Annotated in this window: 16 protein-coding genes, 1 tRNA gene and 1 other RNA gene; 11 read left to right on the top strand and 7 right to left on the bottom strand. The window is 33.6% G+C overall.

Annotated elements, in window-relative coordinates; translation table 11 throughout:
* Positions 1-33: 33 nt before the first annotated feature.
* Complete coding sequence (gene fabF / locus HA152_RS09390) at positions 34-1,278, bottom strand: beta-ketoacyl-ACP synthase II (protein ID WP_209135747.1); 1,245 nt, start codon at positions 1,276-1,278, stop codon at positions 34-36.
* A gap of 6 nt (positions 1,279-1,284) precedes the next feature.
* A complete protein-coding gene (gene acpP, locus HA152_RS09385; RefSeq protein WP_002808065.1) occupies positions 1,285-1,524 on the bottom strand; it encodes an acyl carrier protein in 240 nt (79 codons plus the stop codon).
* A 133-nt stretch (positions 1,525-1,657) separates the two neighbouring features.
* Here acpP and psaC point away from each other — a divergent pair, with 133 nt between their 5' ends.
* Both psaC and glmS read left to right on the top strand, forming a co-directional pair.
* On the top strand, positions 1,658-1,903 hold the full coding sequence (gene psaC, locus HA152_RS09380; RefSeq protein WP_007099573.1) for a photosystem I iron-sulfur center protein PsaC: 246 nt from the start codon (positions 1,658-1,660) through the stop codon (positions 1,901-1,903).
* Positions 1,904-1,983: 80 nt separating this feature from the next.
* The gene (gene glmS / locus HA152_RS09375) at positions 1,984-3,879 is read left to right on the top strand and encodes a glutamine--fructose-6-phosphate transaminase (isomerizing) (RefSeq protein ID WP_209135746.1); all 1,896 of its coding nucleotides are present in this window, start codon (positions 1,984-1,986) and stop codon (positions 3,877-3,879) included.
* Between the two features lie 33 nt (positions 3,880-3,912).
* On the opposite strand, the gene rimM is transcribed toward glmS, so the two are convergent.
* A complete protein-coding gene (gene rimM, locus HA152_RS09370; protein WP_209135745.1) occupies positions 3,913-4,452 on the bottom strand; it encodes a ribosome maturation factor RimM in 540 nt (179 codons plus the stop codon).
* A gap of 24 nt (positions 4,453-4,476) precedes the next feature.
* Between rimM and HA152_RS09365 the strand changes: the two genes are divergently transcribed.
* The gene (locus HA152_RS09365) at positions 4,477-4,662 is read left to right on the top strand and encodes an NAD(P)H dehydrogenase subunit NdhS (RefSeq protein ID WP_209135744.1); all 186 of its coding nucleotides are present in this window, start codon (positions 4,477-4,479) and stop codon (positions 4,660-4,662) included.
* A gap of 3 nt (positions 4,663-4,665) precedes the next feature.
* Here the strand turns inward: HA152_RS09365 and HA152_RS09360 are convergent, their stop codons facing one another.
* Positions 4,666-5,415, bottom strand: a complete 750-nt coding sequence (locus HA152_RS09360) for a ribonuclease III family protein (protein WP_209135743.1) — start codon at positions 5,413-5,415, stop codon at positions 4,666-4,668.
* A gap of 21 nt (positions 5,416-5,436) precedes the next feature.
* Positions 5,437-5,819: RNase P RNA component class A (rnpB, locus tag HA152_RS09355), an RNA gene on the bottom strand.
* A gap of 38 nt (positions 5,820-5,857) precedes the next feature.
* Here rnpB and HA152_RS09350 point away from each other — a divergent pair.
* From HA152_RS09350 to HA152_RS09340, 3 genes are all read left to right on the top strand, one after another.
* Positions 5,858-5,931, top strand: a tRNA-Arg gene (locus HA152_RS09350).
* 78 nt (positions 5,932-6,009) lie between these two features.
* Positions 6,010-6,342 (top strand): hypothetical protein, encoded by a 333-nt coding sequence (locus HA152_RS09345; protein ID WP_209135742.1) that lies wholly within the window; start codon positions 6,010-6,012, stop codon positions 6,340-6,342.
* A 31-nt stretch (positions 6,343-6,373) separates the two neighbouring features.
* Complete coding sequence (locus tag HA152_RS09340; protein ID WP_209135741.1) at positions 6,374-6,829, top strand: hypothetical protein; 456 nt, start codon at positions 6,374-6,376, stop codon at positions 6,827-6,829.
* Here the strand turns inward: HA152_RS09340 and HA152_RS09335 are convergent.
* Positions 6,822-9,368 (bottom strand): glycogen/starch/alpha-glucan phosphorylase, encoded by a 2,547-nt coding sequence (locus HA152_RS09335; protein ID WP_209135850.1) that lies wholly within the window; start codon positions 9,366-9,368, stop codon positions 6,822-6,824. The two genes, HA152_RS09340 and HA152_RS09335, sit on opposite strands and share 8 nt — an antisense overlap.
* 150 nt (positions 9,369-9,518) lie before the next feature.
* On the opposite strand from HA152_RS09335, the gene HA152_RS09330 reads away from it, so the two are divergent.
* Genes HA152_RS09330 through HA152_RS09315 form a run of 4 tightly spaced genes read left to right on the top strand, consistent with a single transcriptional unit; the run spans position 9,519 to position 14,049 of the window.
* Positions 9,519-10,886 carry a cation:proton antiporter gene (locus tag HA152_RS09330; protein WP_002805629.1) on the top strand — a complete coding sequence of 456 codons (1,368 nt, stop codon included), beginning with the start codon at positions 9,519-9,521 and terminating at the stop codon, positions 10,884-10,886.
* 42 nt (positions 10,887-10,928) lie between these two features.
* Positions 10,929-11,828, top strand: coding sequence for an alpha/beta fold hydrolase (locus tag HA152_RS09325; protein ID WP_209135740.1), 900 nt, complete (start codon positions 10,929-10,931; stop codon positions 11,826-11,828).
* A gap of 9 nt (positions 11,829-11,837) precedes the next feature.
* Positions 11,838-12,692 (top strand): galactose mutarotase, encoded by an 855-nt coding sequence (locus HA152_RS09320; RefSeq protein ID WP_209135739.1) that lies wholly within the window; start codon positions 11,838-11,840, stop codon positions 12,690-12,692.
* Positions 12,693-12,705: 13 nt separating this feature from the next.
* A complete protein-coding gene (locus HA152_RS09315; RefSeq protein ID WP_209135738.1) occupies positions 12,706-14,049 on the top strand; it encodes a four-carbon acid sugar kinase family protein in 1,344 nt (447 codons plus the stop codon).
* Between the two features lie 9 nt (positions 14,050-14,058).
* Here HA152_RS09315 and HA152_RS09310 read toward each other — a convergent pair whose 3' ends face one another.
* The gene (locus HA152_RS09310) at positions 14,059-15,483 is read right to left on the bottom strand and encodes an NADP-dependent isocitrate dehydrogenase (RefSeq protein ID WP_209135736.1); all 1,425 of its coding nucleotides are present in this window, start codon (positions 15,481-15,483) and stop codon (positions 14,059-14,061) included.
* A gap of 211 nt (positions 15,484-15,694) precedes the next feature.
* Here HA152_RS09310 and HA152_RS09305 point away from each other — a divergent pair, with 211 nt between their 5' ends.
* Positions 15,695-16,126 carry a hypothetical protein gene (locus HA152_RS09305; RefSeq protein ID WP_209135849.1) on the top strand — a complete coding sequence of 144 codons (432 nt, stop codon included), beginning with the start codon at positions 15,695-15,697 and terminating at the stop codon, positions 16,124-16,126.
* Positions 16,127-16,139 lie beyond the last annotated feature (13 nt).

Below are 16,139 nucleotides of genomic sequence, written 5' to 3'. Positions count from 1 at the left end.
TAAGTTAAGTTGGAAATACAGAATTGGTTGTCTTCAATTCATTTTGCTGAAAGCAAGGCAAACATTGTGACCACCAAAGCCGAAAGAATTTGAAAGAGCTACTCCTATTTGAGCTTCTCTTGCATTATTTGGTACATAATCAAGATCACATTCAGGATCTCGATTGACGTAGTTAATTGTAGGAGGGATAAAATTATGTGTCAAAGAAAGTATACAAGCTACAGCTTCTATACCTCCTGAGCCTCCTAGGAGATGACCTGTCATCGACTTAGTAGAGCTTACAGGAATGAGGTAAGATCTGTCTCTAAAAATAGATTTAATTGCAGAAGTTTCATTTTTATCATTAGCTGATGTACTTGTTCCATGAGCATTTATGTAATCAACTTTTTCAAGGCTAAGACAAGCGTCTTCAATCGCTAATTTGATAGCTTCGGCGCCACCAATCCCGCCTGGAGATGGAGCAGTTATATGATGGGCATCACATGTTGTTCCATAACCAACTATTTCTGCATAAATTCTCGCATCCCTTTTTTGTGCATTTTCTAAAGTTTCTAAAACAAGAATTCCAGATCCCTCTCCAATAACAAATCCATCTCTTTCTGCATCAAAAGGTCTGCTAGCAGTTTGAGGGCTTTCATTTCTGGAAGAAAGAGCTTTGGCACTGGCAAAACCAGCTACCCCGAGAGGCGTAATACTTGCTTCTGCTCCCCCACAGATCATTGCATCTGCTTTTCCAAGTTGGAGTAATCTAAAAGAATCACCAATTGCATTTGAACCGGCAGCGCAAGCGGTGGATACAGAGGAACTTGGTCCTTTTGCACCTAAAGCGATTGCAGCCAATCCAGTGGCCATATTTGGAATCATCATTGGGACTGTAAATGGACTTACTCTTTTAGGCCCTTTATGACTCAATATTTGAGCTTGACTTTCCATAGTTAGTAAGCCTCCAACACCTGAACCAATAATTACTCCAATTCTTGATGCATTAGCTTCGGTAATTTCAAGGCCAGAATCATTAAAGGCTTGCTTTGCAGCAATAACTCCAAACTGGGAAAAGCGATCCCATCTTTTGGATTCTTTAGGTTCAATAAAATTTTCAGATTGAAGATTTTTTACTTCTGCAGCAAATTTGCAGGGATGTTGTTCGGGATCAAAGAGAGTAATATCTGAAACCCCATTAGTACCTCTTTGAAGACCGACTAAATATTCATCAATGTTATTACCAATTGGCGTTACTGCTCCGATACCAGTAATAACTACTCGATGGAAATTTGGCATCCTATACTAACCTTTTTTTTCTTCGATGAATTTTACTGCATCGCCAACAGTTGCTATTCCTTCAGCTGCTTCATCAGGAATTTCAATATCAAATGCTTCTTCAAGAGCCATTACTAATTCAACAGTATCTAGAGAATCTGCACCTAAATCATTTTGGAAATTTGAATCTGATTTGACTTCTCCTGCTTCAACGCTTAATTGTTCTGAAACAATAGAACAGACTTTTTCGAGGATTTCTTGTGACATAGTTTATGGAAAATACTAATTATCTATATGATTTTATGCCCTAGAGTTAACAAGAGTGAAGCATATCTTAATTTTTTTAATTTCTTTGTAAGACAATAGTATTATAAGACGAGGTTCAAAAGACAATTTTTACATGTCACACGCAGTTAAAATTTATGACACTTGCATTGGTTGTACCCAATGTGTAAGGGCTTGCCCACTTGATGTTTTAGAGATGGTTCCTTGGGACGGCTGTAAAGCTGGCCAAATAGCTTCATCTCCTAGAACAGAAGATTGTGTAGGTTGCAAAAGATGTGAAACCGCATGTCCTACAGATTTCTTAAGTATTCGTGTTTATTTAGGAGATGAGACTTCTAGGAGTATGGGTTTAGCATATTAATTTTTATAGTGCAGTTTTAAGAGAGTCCATGTTTTTGTAAATACGCATTTTATTTCAATATAATTGAAAAAAAAATTCGTATGTGTGGAATAGTTGCTGTAACTGGATATAAAAAAGCATTACCATTATTAATTAATGGTTTAGAAAAACTTGAATATAGAGGTTATGATTCTGCAGGTATTGCAATAATCAATTCCGAAACAAATTGCATTACTTGTAACAAAGCAGAAGGAAAACTCAAGAATTTAATAAGTAATCTTAATAATCATAATATTTCTGGAACTGTGGGTATAGGACATACCAGATGGGCAACTCATGGAAAGCCTGAGGTTAAAAATGCACATCCTCATACCGATAGTTCAGGAAATATAGCAGTTGTTCAAAATGGCATTATTGAAAATTTCCAAGATTTAAAAAATAAATTAGAGGAAGAGGGCATTATTTTTAATTCTGATACAGATACCGAGGTAATTCCCCATCTAATTCAAAGAGAGTTAAATACATTAAGTAAACTTAATCTTGAGAATAATGGGTCAACATTATTAGTAGCTGTGAGAAATGTATTATCGGATTTAGAAGGATCTTATGCTTTAGCAGTTTTATGGTCTGGTGCTCCAACCTCTTTGGTAGTTGCAAGAAGACAAGCTCCCTTGATTATTGGTTTGGGTGAAGGAGAATTTATTTGTGCTAGTGATACTCCAGCCATTGCAAACTTTACCAATATTATTTTGCCTATGGAAGATGAAGAAATAGCTTTGTTGACCCCTCTTGGAATTGAAATATATGACTCAAGCAACGAGAGACAATATAGAAATCCAGTTTCTTTAAAAGTCTCAGAGCAAATAATGGATAAGATGAATTTCAAACACTACATGTTGAAAGAGATATATGATCAGCCACAGACTGCAAAAAACTGGTTGGAAAATTATTTAATTAAGAACTCAGAAAATGGTCAATATCAAATCAACTATCCATTTGATACAGAGTTTTTTGAATCAATAGAAAGAATTGAAATTATTGCTTGTGGTACAAGTAAACATGCAGCAATGGTGGGCAGCTTTTTATTAGAACAATTTTCAGGTGTCCCTACAAATGTCTTTTATGCAAGCGAATTTCGATATTCACCACCACCACTATTGCCAAATACATTAACTATTGGAGTCACACAATCCGGAGAAACTGCTGATACAATTGCAGCTATTGATATGGAAATTAAAAGACGTTCTTCAATTGAGAATAAAAAATTTAAACCCAATCTTATTGCGATAACAAATAGAAAAGAGAGTTCTATAGGAAGGCAGGTCTCAAATATAATTGATATCTGTGCAGGAATAGAAGTTGGAGTTGCAGCGACAAAAACTTTTTTTGCTCAATTACTTTCTTTTTATGGATTAGCTATAAAATTTGCTCAAATTAAAGGCAATCAAAGTCCTGATGAAATAGGTAAATTAATAAACGAACTTATAAAACTTCCGCCATTACTGGAAGATCTCTTAGAGAAACATAATAAATCTTCAGAAAAGCTAGCACATGACTTTTTTAATATTAAAGATGTTATTTTTTTAGGAAGAGGAATAAATTATCCTATTGCCCTTGAAGGCGCGTTAAAACTTAAAGAAATTAGTTATATTCATGCAGCTGGATATCCTGCTGGTGAAATGAAACATGGTCCAATAGCTTTATTAGATAAAAAAGTACCTGTAATTTCGATTGCCTCCCCTGGTGAGGTTTTTGATAAAGTTATCAGTAATGCTCAAGAAGCAAAAGCTAGAGATTCATATTTAATTGGGATTGCTCCAGAATGTAATGGAACTGAAATCTTTGATTATTTGATGAAAGTTCCTTCCTCTAATGAATGGCTTTCACCTTTACTTAATATATTGCCTTTACAATTATTGAGTTATCATATTGCAGCTCATAGGGGACTTGACGTGGATCAACCAAGAAATTTAGCTAAAAGTGTAACTGTTGAATAATGAGTTTTTTACAAATTTTTTATTTTTTTTAATTTATAGCTCTAAAAGTCCATTTGGAGGATTGATGATTAGAAAATTATTTTTTATATCTACTAACGGGACTATTTCTTTGACAAATGGTATGAGAACTTTTTTTTGATTTTTAAATAGTTCAATAACAAGTAAATTATTTTTCTCATTTTCTAAATTGATAACTTTCCCAATTTTTTTTAATTCATCATTTTCTAAAGTCTTGACCTCGAGATTTACAAGTTCTAACAAGTGGAATTCTTCCTTTTTTAATTTGGGTAGTGTATCCGCTTTCACAAGAATTTTAAATTTTTTAAGTTGCTCTGCATGGGTTCTTGTATTTATTCCTTGGAACTTAACTATGAATGTTTCTTTGCCAGGCTGTTTGAAACCAGATAAAAGTTCTATTTTTGAAGGAAGTTCATTTTCTTTTTGTAACCATCTAGTTCCCGGTTTTAAAAATCTTTCTTCAAAATCACTTAGAGATTTAACCTTTACCTGTCCATTAATTCCATGACTTGATGTTATCAATCCAACAGTCAACCATTCATTTTTATTTATCATGTATTGTATTAGAAAAAGTGTTTTATGGAATTATCTACTAAACCCATACTCCCTGGATCTTTTGTTGTTGTAAAAGACAATAATTCTATCTATAGAGGATATAAAGGGTTTGTACAGAGAGTTACAAAAAAAAGAGCAGCTGTTCTTTTTGAAGGAGGTAACTGGGATAAACTCATAACTTTTAAGCTAACTAATTTAGAAATAGTATAAAAATTAGATTTTACCTATAGTAATAAATTTTTCTATCAAAACTCTAGCTGCATTTGTTTCTGCATGTTTATGGGACTTGCCGAATGCAGATGATTCTTTTAATCCTTCGATAAATATATCGCAAGAAAATCTTTTAGGGTCCCCATTTTTCTTTGAGATTTCAATTATTTTATAGATTGGCAAATCAAAACCTTTACTTTGACACCACTCTTGCAATACTGTTTTAGATTTGTATTTATAAGGAGCTTTTAAAAATATTTCTGAATCTTCCTCCCAAATATCATCTAACCAAAGATTGACTTCCCGAATTGAATTAAAGCACTTGTAAACAGCACCGATTAAAGCTTCTGTAGCTTCACCAATAATAGTATTTTTTGAATTTTCATCACCAAGAGCCTTAGGTCCTTTAATTATTAATTTTTCTATATCAATTTTTTCCCCTAATTTAGTTAACCATTCATCACTTACAATTTGTGCTCTTAGCTCTGATCTTTCTCCTACACTCATTTGAGGATATTTTTTTTCAATAAAATTAGAAGCCGCTAATCTGAGGACTGCATCTCCGAAAAATTCTAGTTTTTCATAATTTAATATTTTGTCCTTCGAGGAGTGGATAAATGCTTGATTAAAATCTTGAATAATTGAAATATTTTGAGTTCTAATTATTTCAGAAAATCTTTTTGATTTAATATTTAGAGACTTTAAAAAAGTAGTTATTTGATTAATCCTTTTTGCGTTAATTATATTTGTCATCTGATTTGAATAATCACAATAATTAGAAAGCAGGTCATAAGCCGGGTTCTGTTCATCTTTATTAATAAGATGGGCAATCATCTATCTAGAACTGGAATTACTTCACAGTCTCAAGCGGCGCTTAAAAGTAGATTGTTTAATGGTCATAAATCTACTAAGCCTTGCTCCCAGCCGGGGTTTACCTAGCCAACACTTCTCAATGTTGCTGGTGCGCTCTTACCACACCCTTGCACCCTTACCATACATAAAGTATTCGGCGGTATGTTTCTGTGGCACTATCCTCACGGTTGCCCGCACTGGGAATTACCCAGCAAGCCTGACCATGTGGGAGCCCGGACTTTCCTCAAGAAAGTTTTATTTTGGAAACAAAATAAAACTTTCTTGCGATTGCCTCTCCTGCTTTCATTTAGCATAATGCTTAATACTCCAAAAATCATCTATTGGGGCTGTAGCTCAGCAGGATAGAGCAACGGTTTCCTAAACCGTAGGTCGTGGGTTCGACTCCCGCCAGTCCCGTAAAAATAAAAAACTATATGTAGTATGTGTGCAAACTTGCTACTCTCTAGCTAGCGTATAGTTAGTAGTAAATCTTTTATGGCTAAGTTGCATGATATGCGTTTAAAGCTCTTAATCCAACAAGAGCATGAACGCATTTCTAAATCCCAACCTAATGATTTAGATCTTTCAATAGTTCAAGCAAGATGCTTGTGCTGGCTGGCTCTTTTGGCGGAAGCTCACGAAGATCAAGCAAGTGATGCTGAAAAAAGAGGTGATGCCGAGCAAGCAATGGGATGGTTTGCTGATTCTATGAGACTAAGAGATGTTATTAATTTGGTTACAAGTATTGAGATACCTTTGCCAGATAGTCCAGATTCACTCGATGAAAATGACGAATTGTTGGATGGCCCTACAATTTTGCCCAATTAGTGAGATGATATAAAAAGAATAATATTTTCTTTTGGCTGAAGAACCATGTCAATGCTCTGATTGTCAGAGATTTTATAAAGAGCATGATCGTCTGATTAGAGAATTTCCTACTTTTAAGCAGCAACAAGAATTGAATTGGGCATCTATACAATCTTTCAGAACTCTCTGTACTAAGGTTACTGATGAGTTGCAGAAAGAATTATCTGAAAGAGGATCAAACGAAGATATAAGTCCTGAAGATAAACATATCTCTGATACAGAAATTAATGAAGCTTTAGATGAACTTGAAAGTGTTAATGCCTATTTATATTCAATTGAGGCATTAATGGAAAGAATATTTGATACAAAAATTTCAAACAATATCGAATCAAAATTTAAAGAAATTGCAAATCAATTGGCTCCAGACCCATTAAACATGGATAGATTAATTTTGAATAGATTATTTCATCAAACTCCAGATTCACCAGATAAGAAAAATATTAATTAGATAATTCTTCGACATCGCAAGTAATTTCTACCGGCATTGGTGAGACCTTCCAAATAGATTTACAGTACTCTCTAATAGATCTATCTGAAGAAAAATATCCTGATCTAGCAGTATTTAATAATGCCATTTTATTCCAAGATTTTTTATTATTCCAACATTCACTAACTACATCCTGTTCATTTAAGTAGTCTTCAAAGTCAGCCATAACAAAAAATGGGTCATGTCCAGTCAAGCTATTTAATAAAGGTTTAAATAATTCTTTATCCCCATTGCTAAAGTGCCCAATTTCAATTAGACGTATAACCTCTTTAAGCTCCGGACATTGATCAATAAAAGTTTTGGGAGAGTAATTATTATTTTTTAAATCCATAATTTCGCTTTCAGTTTTACCAAAAAGAAAGAAATTCTCTTTTTTAACAAGATCTCTTAATTCCACATTTGCTCCATCTAAGGTTCCAATAGTTAACGCACCATTCATTGCAAACTTCATATTTCCAGTTCCAGATGCTTCTTTTCCAGCAGTTGAAATTTGTTCTGAAAGATCTGTCGCGGGATAGACTATTTCACCAAGTTTAACGTTGTAGTCTGGTAGAAAAACAACCCTTAATAAGCCATCCATATCTGGATCAGAATTAACTACATCAGCTATACCATTAATAAATCGAATCATTAGCTTTGCCATAAAGTAACCGGGTGCAGCTTTACCTCCGAATATTATTGTTCTTGGGACTTCATACTTGTTTGTACCATTTTTGATTCTTAAATATTGGGCAATAATTTGTAGGGCGTTTAAGTGTTGCCTTTTATATTGATGAATTCTTTTTACTTGAACATCAAATAAACTTGATGGATTCACTAGTATGCCAGTTTTCGAATGGATAAAGCTAGCTAATTTTCTTTTGCCATTTAATTTAGTTTCCTCAAATTTTTGTAAAAAATTGTTGTCATCTTTTTTTACTTCTAACTTCTTAAGAAGTTCCATATTTGTTATCCAGTTTGGACCAACTTCTTCTTCTAAAAGGTTCGATAGTGATGGATTAGATAGCGCAACCCATCTCCTTGGAGTAACTCCATTAGTTACATTTGTAAATTTATCAGGCCATAGAGCTGCGAATTCTGGAAGAAGTTGTCTTTTGATTAGATCTGAGTGAAGAGCTGCGACACCATTAATATGATGTGCCCCGATTGTGGCTAAATGAGCCATCCGAACTGATTTGGAGCCTTCTTCATCAATTATTGAGAGTTTTTGAAGGATTTTGTCATCACCAGGATAACGTAGTCTTAATTGTTGTAGAAATCTCCAATTAATTTCATAAATAATTTCTAAATGTCGAGGAAGAAGATCATTAAATAAATTTAAATCCCATTTCTCTAAAGCTTCTGGCAGTAAGGTGTGGTTGGTATATGCAACTGAGGAAGTTGTTATATTCCAAGCTTTATCCCAACCTATCTGATACTGGTCAATAAGAAGTCGCATTAATTCTGCAACTGCTATGGCTGGATGGGTATCATTCAATTGGACTGTCCAATGCTTAGAAAATTCTGTTATTGGTATTGATCTTTTCTCAAGGCTTCTCAACATATCCTGAAGTGAACAACTTACAAAAAAGTGTTGTTGCTTGAGTCTTAATCTTCTACCTTCGTCGGTTCCATCATTTGGATATAGTACTTTTGAAAGAGTTTCAGAGGCAACTTTTTCTTCTACTGCTCCATAGTAATCACCAATATTGAAAGCATAAAAGTCAAAACTTTCTGTTGCATCAGCTCTCCATAATCTTAATCTGTCACATGTATTTACCCTGTATCCTAAGACTGGAACATCATGAGGGACACCTATTGCATGTTCAGAAGGTATCCATCTTGATCTGTAGTGTCCTTTATCATCTCTGTAACTTTCAGTTCTTCCTCCAAAGCCAACAAAACATGATTCATCGGGTTGTGGAAGTTCCCAAGGCCATCCACCTTTTAGCCATTTGTCAGTAACTTCAACTTGCCAACCATCTCTGATTAATTGATTGAATATGCCAAATTCGTAGCGAATACCATAACCAACTGCTGGTACTTGTAGAGATGCTAATGATTCCATATAACATGCAGCAAGTCTACCAAGACCGCCATTACCTAATCCAGGCTCTTCCTCTACTTCGAGTATTGTTGATAAAGATTCAATACCAAATCTTTTTAATGCATCTTCCGCTTCTTGAGTTATGCCAAGATTGAGGAGGTTATTACTTAATTGAGGACCTATTAAAAATTCTGCCGATAAGTAAGCTACAGTTTTTTGTGGTTTTTTTCTTATGACCTCTTGGCTAGCCAAGTATCTTGTCATTAGCCTATCTTTCACTGCGTAACTCAAAGCCATATATAAGTCGTGAGGACTTGCAGAGGTTGCTAACTTTCCAAGAGTGTAGAAAAGATGGGCTGTCATTCCTTGAAAAACAGCATCTGAATCCATCCCAGCTTTCTCAGGATCTAAATAGCAGCCTGGTGTAGGCAAGCGCAGATCAAAGGGTTCGTTGGAATTCATTGGATTAGCCATATAACAGACAATAGCCATTTTTAAGAAAATTTCTTTGTTGTAACTTCAGATCCACACTTGTTGAGTATTTTTGCTTTTTTCTTACATATTTCTTAAAGTGGGCCCTCAATAAACTATCTTCCAATTAGGTAGTTTATTTTTTACACTTAAATGTACTCTTTACTTGCTGAATTAAGTGCACATGATTTAGAAGTTGCTGAAACGTTGATCGGAGTTATAAGATTTTTATTGATCTTTTTAGCAGCAAGAGCATTAGCAGAAGTATTAGTAAGACTAAGTTTGCCAACGATTGTAGGTGAGCTTCTTGCAGGGGTTGTAATAGGAGCATCAGGTTTCCATTTATTGATACCGCCTTCAGCGGGAACTGAACTAAATGAGGGACTTGTAAATGTTATTAGTTCATTAGCTTCAATTCCCCCGGAAGCAGTACCTGATGTTTATTTCGAAAGTTTCCCCTCGCTCCAAGCAGTAGCAACACTTGGATTATATGCACTTTTATTTTTAACAGGATTAGAAAGTGAGTTAGAGGAACTTGTAGCTGTGGGAGCTCAGGCTTTTACTGTTGCTATGGCAGGCGTAATTTTACCGTTTGCGTTTGGAACTCTTGGATTAATGTTTATTTTCCAAGTAGATCTAATTCCTGCAGTTTTTGCTGGAGCATCTATGACAGCCACAAGTATAGGAATTACTGCAAGTGTTTTCGGTGAATTGGGATATTTGAAAACTAGAGAAGGACAGATTGTTATTGGTGCAGCAGTATTAGACGATATTTTGGGAATTGTTATTCTGGCAGTTGTTGTAGCGCTTGCTGCTGGAGGTTCTTTAGAAATTGCTCCTATTGTTAAATTAGTTGCTGCAGCAGTAGTATTTGTTATTGCTGCTATCGCACTAAGTCGAACAGCAGCGCCAGGATTTGATTGGTTGTTAGATAGATTGAAAGCTCCTGGAGCTGTAGTGGTGGCATCTTTTGTGATACTTGTATTATGTTGTTTTGTCGCAACAGCAATTGGATTAGAAGCAGCTTTAGGTGCTTTTGCAGCTGGATTGATTCTTAGTAGTTCTAAAAATAATCATGCAATACAACAATCTGTATTACCTTTAGTTTCCTTATTCGCAACTATTTTCTTTGTATTAGTTGGAGCTGGAATGGATTTATCTGTTATCAATCCACTTGATCCAACAAGCCGATCAGCTCTTGTAGTTGCAGGATTTTTATTAGTTGTTGCGATTATTGGAAAAATAGCAGCCGGATGGGTATTTTCAAGTGATAAACCTACAAATAGATTAGTTGTAGGCTTGGGTATGATGCCTAGAGGAGAGGTTGGTTTAATTTTTCTTGGGCTAGGAACAAGCGCTAAGTTATTAACTCCTTCTCTTGAAGCAGCTATTTTATTAATGGTTATAGGAACTACATTTCTTGCACCTGTTCTCTTAAGAATTGTTCTAAAAGATAAGCCCCCAAATGATGGCAACAAAATTTCAGATGATGTTGCAGCTGATCCTGTGGGTCTTCTTTAGGAAATAAGTTTATTAGAATCAATCAAGATAAATTTTCAATAGATGGAAAAGTCAGCTCTGATAGATAGTAGTGTAAATTATGACTGGAATTTTTTAGATTACCCAATATATACAGTTTCAGCTAAGCCTGAGATAGCATCAAAAAAATGTGCCATTTTATTAATTCATGGTTTTGGAGCTTCCACTGATCATTGGAGATTCAATATCCCGACTTTAAGTAAAAAATACGAAGTTCATGCGATGGATCTTCTCGGTTTTGGAAAAAGTCCTAAGCCCCAAGATGTTGAATACTCAGGATCTTTATGGAAGGATCAAGTTGTAGCTTATGTAAAAGAGAAAATAACAAAACCTACAATTGTTGTTGGAAATTCATTAGGTGGTTATGCAGCATTAGCAGCTGGTGCGGAATTAAATGAGCTAAATGCAGGAGTGATATTACTTAATGCCGCAGGATATTTTAGTGAAGAAAAAACTATCAAAAAAAATATGTTGCAAACTTCAATTGAAACAGTTGCCGGCATATTTTTGAAAAATATTGTTCTTCAACGTTTGATTTTTGAGAATATGAGAAATCCAAAAAATATTAAAAAAACTTTGAATCAAGTTTATGTTGATAAAAAAAATGTTGATGATTTCTTAGTTGAGTCAATAAGAAAGCCTTCTCTAGATTATGGAGCTTTTAATGTTTTTAGAAGTGTATTTAACCCATCAGGTCCTCAGGGATTGCCGTTGGATAAGTTATTCGCAAAACTAAATGCACCATTATTACTTCTTTGGGGAGGGAAAGATCCATGGATGAACACTCCAAAAAAAAGAAATCTATATAAAAAATTTACACCAAAGAATACAAAAGAAATTATTCTTGATGCAGGACATTGTCCTCATGATGAGATACCGGAATTAGTTAATCAACATATTTTGGATTGGGTTGATTCTCTTTAAGTAATAATCGTGAAACTTGAATTATTTAGTAAGGACCAAGGAATTTTTGTCTTTCAATTAGATAAAAATAATTACATTAAATTTTGTCCTGAAAGAGGAGGCGTTATTACAAATTGGGTTTCCGATGGTAACGAAATACTTTATTTCGATGAAACAAGATTTATGGACAAGACAAAAAGTATTAGGGGAGGCATTCCAATCTTGTTCCCAATTTGTGGAAATCTCAATACCTCCAGTTCAGTATTTGGAAAGGGTTATTTGCAATTACCACAACATGGTTTCGCTAGGGATATGCAATGGCAATACTCCTTCAATGAAAATGAAAAATTTTTATGCTTATTCTTAACTGCATCTAAAAAAACCAAAAAATATTATCCTTTCGATTTCGAACTAAAAATAGAAGTTACCTTAAAAATAAACTCTTTAGAATTTGAAATTTCAATTCATAATAAAACAGACTTTGCTATGCCTATAAATTTTGGCTTGCATCCTTACTTTAATGTTTCAGATTTCAAAAATTTAGAGTTTGTTGATAATCCACTTAATTGTCAGGATCAAGAAAGAAATACTATAAGTAATACTTTGGATGAATTAAACAAAATTAGTTTAGGAGTTGATCTACTTATGTATACTTTTGGTAGAAGCTCTTTTCGAGATAAAATTTTTAAAAGAGAAGTAACTTTAAATCATCCATATCCTTTTGATTTGGGCGTTATTTGGAGCGATCCTCCAAGAAGAATGATATGTCTCGAACCTTGGACTAGTCCCCGAAATTCTTTTGTTGATGGATTTAGAAATATTATGATTCCTTCAAATGATAGTAAAAGTTTAAGTGCCTCAATACAAATAAAATCTCTTAAGTAACTTTGTAATACTTATGAAATTTGTCGTTATAGATGATGATCCCACAGGCTCTCAAACTGTTCACGATTGCTTATTACTGCTTAAGTGGGACTGCTCAACTTTAGTAAAAGGTTTTGAATCTAAATCTAATTTATTTTTTATTTTGGCTAATACAAGGTCACTATCAGAAAATGATGCGAAATTAACAATAGAGGAAATTTGCAAAAATCTTAAGACTGTAATTACTTCTCAAGCCTATGAAGAAAAAATTATTTTTATAAGTAGAGGAGACTCTACTCTTCGAGGACATAACTATTTAGAGCCAATTGCTCTAAATAGTTGCTTAGGTCCTTTTGATGCTACTTTTCATATTCCAGCCTTCATAGAGGGTAAAAGATTAACAATTAATGGATCTCATTTTGTTGATAAAACTCCTATTAGTCAAACAATTTTTGCAACAGATAAAATTTTTGGATATAAGACAAGTAATGTCAAGAATCTTTTATTTCAGCAGAGTAAATCGCAAATAAATTTTGAAGATATTCAAAATCTTTTATTGTCAGATATAGAAATGCTAAATGATGAAGAAAATAATATTGTTTTTAAAACATTAAAGAACTTGAAGAACAATAAACATGTAGTTGTAGATGCAGAAAATTATTCTCAACTAAAAAAATTTTCTTTAGTAATTAAAAAATTAATTAAACAAAAAAAATTCCTTTTTCGAACTGCAGCAAGTTTTATAAGTTCAATTTCTGAGAAAAGAAGTTTTTCTCAGAGTGAAATATTTTTCTCTAATTTAAGAATAAGAAATAAAGAAAAGAGTTTTCTTCCAGGACTGATAATTGTTGGATCATATGTAGAACTTTCAACAATACAATTGAATAATTTATTAGAGATAAGTAATTGCAATCCAGTTGAATTAGATGTTTTTGAATTCTTTAAAATTACTTCATCAGATAACAATCAGAAGCGAAGGAATTTGTTTAAAAATAAATTTTTGAAAGAAATTAGATTTTCTTTTGAGAAAGGCAAAACTCCTGTTTTGTTTACCTCAAGAAAATTTATGTCTCTAGATTCTTCTGAACTATTTAATTTTTATAATTTACTTGCTTGTTTTATTGCTGAATTAGTCGCAGATTTGAAGTATGAAATAGGATATTTGATTTCAAAAGGTGGAATAACAACAAATTTGATTCTTAGTAAAGGATTTAATGCAGATTATGTTTATCTTGTAGGACAGATTTTAACTGGCATTTCAGTAGTAACTTACAAACTAAAAAATGGCGAAAAACTTCCCGTTGTTACTCATCCTGGAAATATTGGCAATAAAGATTCACTGGTTAATATTTGGAAAGTTTTTGAAAATAAAAAATAATTTTTAAAATTAGAAATTTGAGATAATTTCTTCAGCAAAACTGCTGCAGGATAAGGGTTCTACTTTTGGTTCCATTAAGCGTGCTAAATCATAGGTGACTTTTTTTTGCTCTATTGCCTTACTTAAACCATTAGTAATTAAGTTAGCTGCCTCATCCCAACCAAAATATTCAAGCATCATTACACCACTAAGAATTACTGAGCCTGGATTAATCTTATTTAAGCCTGCATGTTTTGGCGCAGTACCGTGAGTAGCTTCGAAAATTGCTGCATTATCTCCAATATTTGCACCAGGAGCCATACCTAGGCCACCAACAATTGCTGCAGCTGCATCAGAAACATAGTCTCCATTGAGATTTAAGGTCGCAAGAATTGAATATTCTTGAGGTCTAGTTTGAATTTGTTGAAATATACTATCAGCTATCCGATCATCAACAAGAATAAGTTCTTTCCATTTCCCATCTCCGTGAGAATTTGATATTGATGTGATAACTTCTTTAATTTCTTCGCAAATGAACGCTTTTTTGTTATTTGTAAGCTTGTCAAAACCTGGTTCAATTTTTCGAGCATTATTTTCAATTGTAATATCTGGATTTTTCTGAATATTATCTAAAATCCAGCTTTCTCTTTCTGTAATGCAATCTTCTCTAAATTCATTTACTGCTAATTCATATCCCCAATCTCTAAATGCACCTTCTGTATATTTCATAATATTGCCTTTATGAACAAGAGTCACATGCCTTTTATCTCCAGATAATCTTTTGGCATGTTCAATTGCTTTTCTAATATGCCTTTGGCTACCAGATTTACTCACCGGTTTAATTCCAATACCTGATCCCTCTGGTATAGATCTATTTTTTAAATTTTTACTTTTTGGTATGACAATGTTATTTAAGTGATTAATTAATTCAAGACAATTATTATCCTCAGCTTCCCATTCAATTCCCATGTAGATATCCTCAGTATTTTCTCTATAAACAATAACGTCTAAATTTTGGGGATTTTTGTGAGGGCTTGGTGTTCCAGAATAATATTTGCATGGTCTAACACAGCTATATAAATCAAATATTTGCCTTAATGCAACATTAAGAGATCTAATACCTCCGCCGATGGGAGTCGTTAAAGGACCTTTGATGGCTACACCAAAGTGTTTGATTGCTTCAATAGTATCTTGAGGGAGGTAGTTATATGTTCCATAAAGTTCACAAGCTTCATCGCCTGCATAGACTTTAAACCAATTAATTTTTCTTTCATCTCCATAGCTTTTTTTTATCGCTGAATCTAGAACGATTTGAGTTGCAGGCCAAATATCAACTCCAGTTCCATCCCCCCTAATAAATGGGACAATTGGATTATTAGGAACATTAGGTTTGCCTTGATTAAAAGTTATTATCTCGCCTTCATTAGGTAAAGTTAATTTTTCAAATTTTGGCATAGCATTGAATTAATAAAAGATAACTCATTGAAGTTCCTCGTATTGTAATTTGCGATGAGTTATTTTCTTTAAAACCTAGAAATTTATTATTCAAATGTGAATAGAGAATAGTTTATTGATCAGCATTTCAACATCTTTATTAAAAGAAAAAGTAGTTAATAAGCAAGTTAAAGCAAATTATGTCATTTTCAAAAAAATTACTCAGCTACTTATGAATGCGAGTTCAAATGCAAGTAATGTTGAAATAGCTAATAAAATTGCTTCCACTGCAGCTTTGTTTCGGCAATATTTTCCAGATGCAAGCGTAAACTTTAGTCCTTGGGACAATTCAAATAATGAATCTATGCAAGATACTATTGACTTTGCGTTTCATTTCCCTGGTTGGAGTCCTCTTATTGAATGTAGAGCAATACTCTTACAATTAAGAATTGAAAATGATAATAATGGCAGAGTTCCGAAATTGTTGGGAATAATAATGCGAGGTATGATTGTTCCCTCCGAGAGATGGAGAGTGGCTACCATCGGTGATTGGGAAATGACTGGGACTCATCTACCGCAAAAGGAACAAAAAGATAATCTTTTTTTGGTTTGTAAAGAACTTTATAAGCTATTCTCTACAACATCCGCTGGTAACAAAAATTAGCTGTTTTATGTAT

Origin of the sequence: Prochlorococcus marinus XMU1412, from assembly GCF_017696315.1 — a bacterium.
GTDB lineage: Bacteria > Cyanobacteriota > Cyanobacteriia > PCC-6307 > Cyanobiaceae > Prochlorococcus_A > Prochlorococcus_A marinus_AF.
This window is presented reverse-complemented; position numbering and strand designations above follow the sequence as displayed.

What these genes read in the sequence shown, in the direction of transcription:
- rimM (WP_209135745.1), bottom strand. Translation starts at nt 4,452, where the DNA reads ATGATAAATAAAAATGAATGGTTGACTGTTGGATTGATAACATCAAGT.
- HA152_RS09365 (WP_209135744.1), top strand. Translation starts at nt 4,477, where the DNA reads ATGGAATTATCTACTAAACCCATACTCCCTGGATCTTTTGTTGTTGTA.
- HA152_RS09315 (WP_209135738.1), top strand. Translation starts at nt 12,706, where the DNA reads ATGAAATTTGTCGTTATAGATGATGATCCCACAGGCTCTCAAACTGTT.
- HA152_RS09330 (WP_002805629.1), top strand. Translation starts at nt 9,519, where the DNA reads ATGTACTCTTTACTTGCTGAATTAAGTGCACATGATTTAGAAGTTGCT.
- acpP (WP_002808065.1), bottom strand. Translation starts at nt 1,524, where the DNA reads ATGTCACAAGAAATCCTCGAAAAAGTCTGTTCTATTGTTTCAGAACAA.
- psaC (WP_007099573.1), top strand. Translation starts at nt 1,658, where the DNA reads ATGTCACACGCAGTTAAAATTTATGACACTTGCATTGGTTGTACCCAA.
- HA152_RS09360 (WP_209135743.1), bottom strand. Translation starts at nt 5,415, where the DNA reads ATGACAAATATAATTAACGCAAAAAGGATTAATCAAATAACTACTTTT.
- HA152_RS09325 (WP_209135740.1), top strand. Translation starts at nt 10,929, where the DNA reads ATGGAAAAGTCAGCTCTGATAGATAGTAGTGTAAATTATGACTGGAAT.
- HA152_RS09310 (WP_209135736.1), bottom strand. Translation starts at nt 15,483, where the DNA reads ATGCCAAAATTTGAAAAATTAACTTTACCTAATGAAGGCGAGATAATA.
- HA152_RS09305 (WP_209135849.1), top strand. Translation starts at nt 15,695, where the DNA reads ATGAATGCGAGTTCAAATGCAAGTAATGTTGAAATAGCTAATAAAATT.
- glmS (WP_209135746.1), top strand. Translation starts at nt 1,984, where the DNA reads ATGTGTGGAATAGTTGCTGTAACTGGATATAAAAAAGCATTACCATTA.
- HA152_RS09345 (WP_209135742.1), top strand. Translation starts at nt 6,010, where the DNA reads ATGGCTAAGTTGCATGATATGCGTTTAAAGCTCTTAATCCAACAAGAG.
- HA152_RS09335 (WP_209135850.1), bottom strand. Translation starts at nt 9,368, where the DNA reads ATGGCTAATCCAATGAATTCCAACGAACCCTTTGATCTGCGCTTGCCT.
- fabF (WP_209135747.1), bottom strand. Translation starts at nt 1,278, where the DNA reads ATGCCAAATTTCCATCGAGTAGTTATTACTGGTATCGGAGCAGTAACG.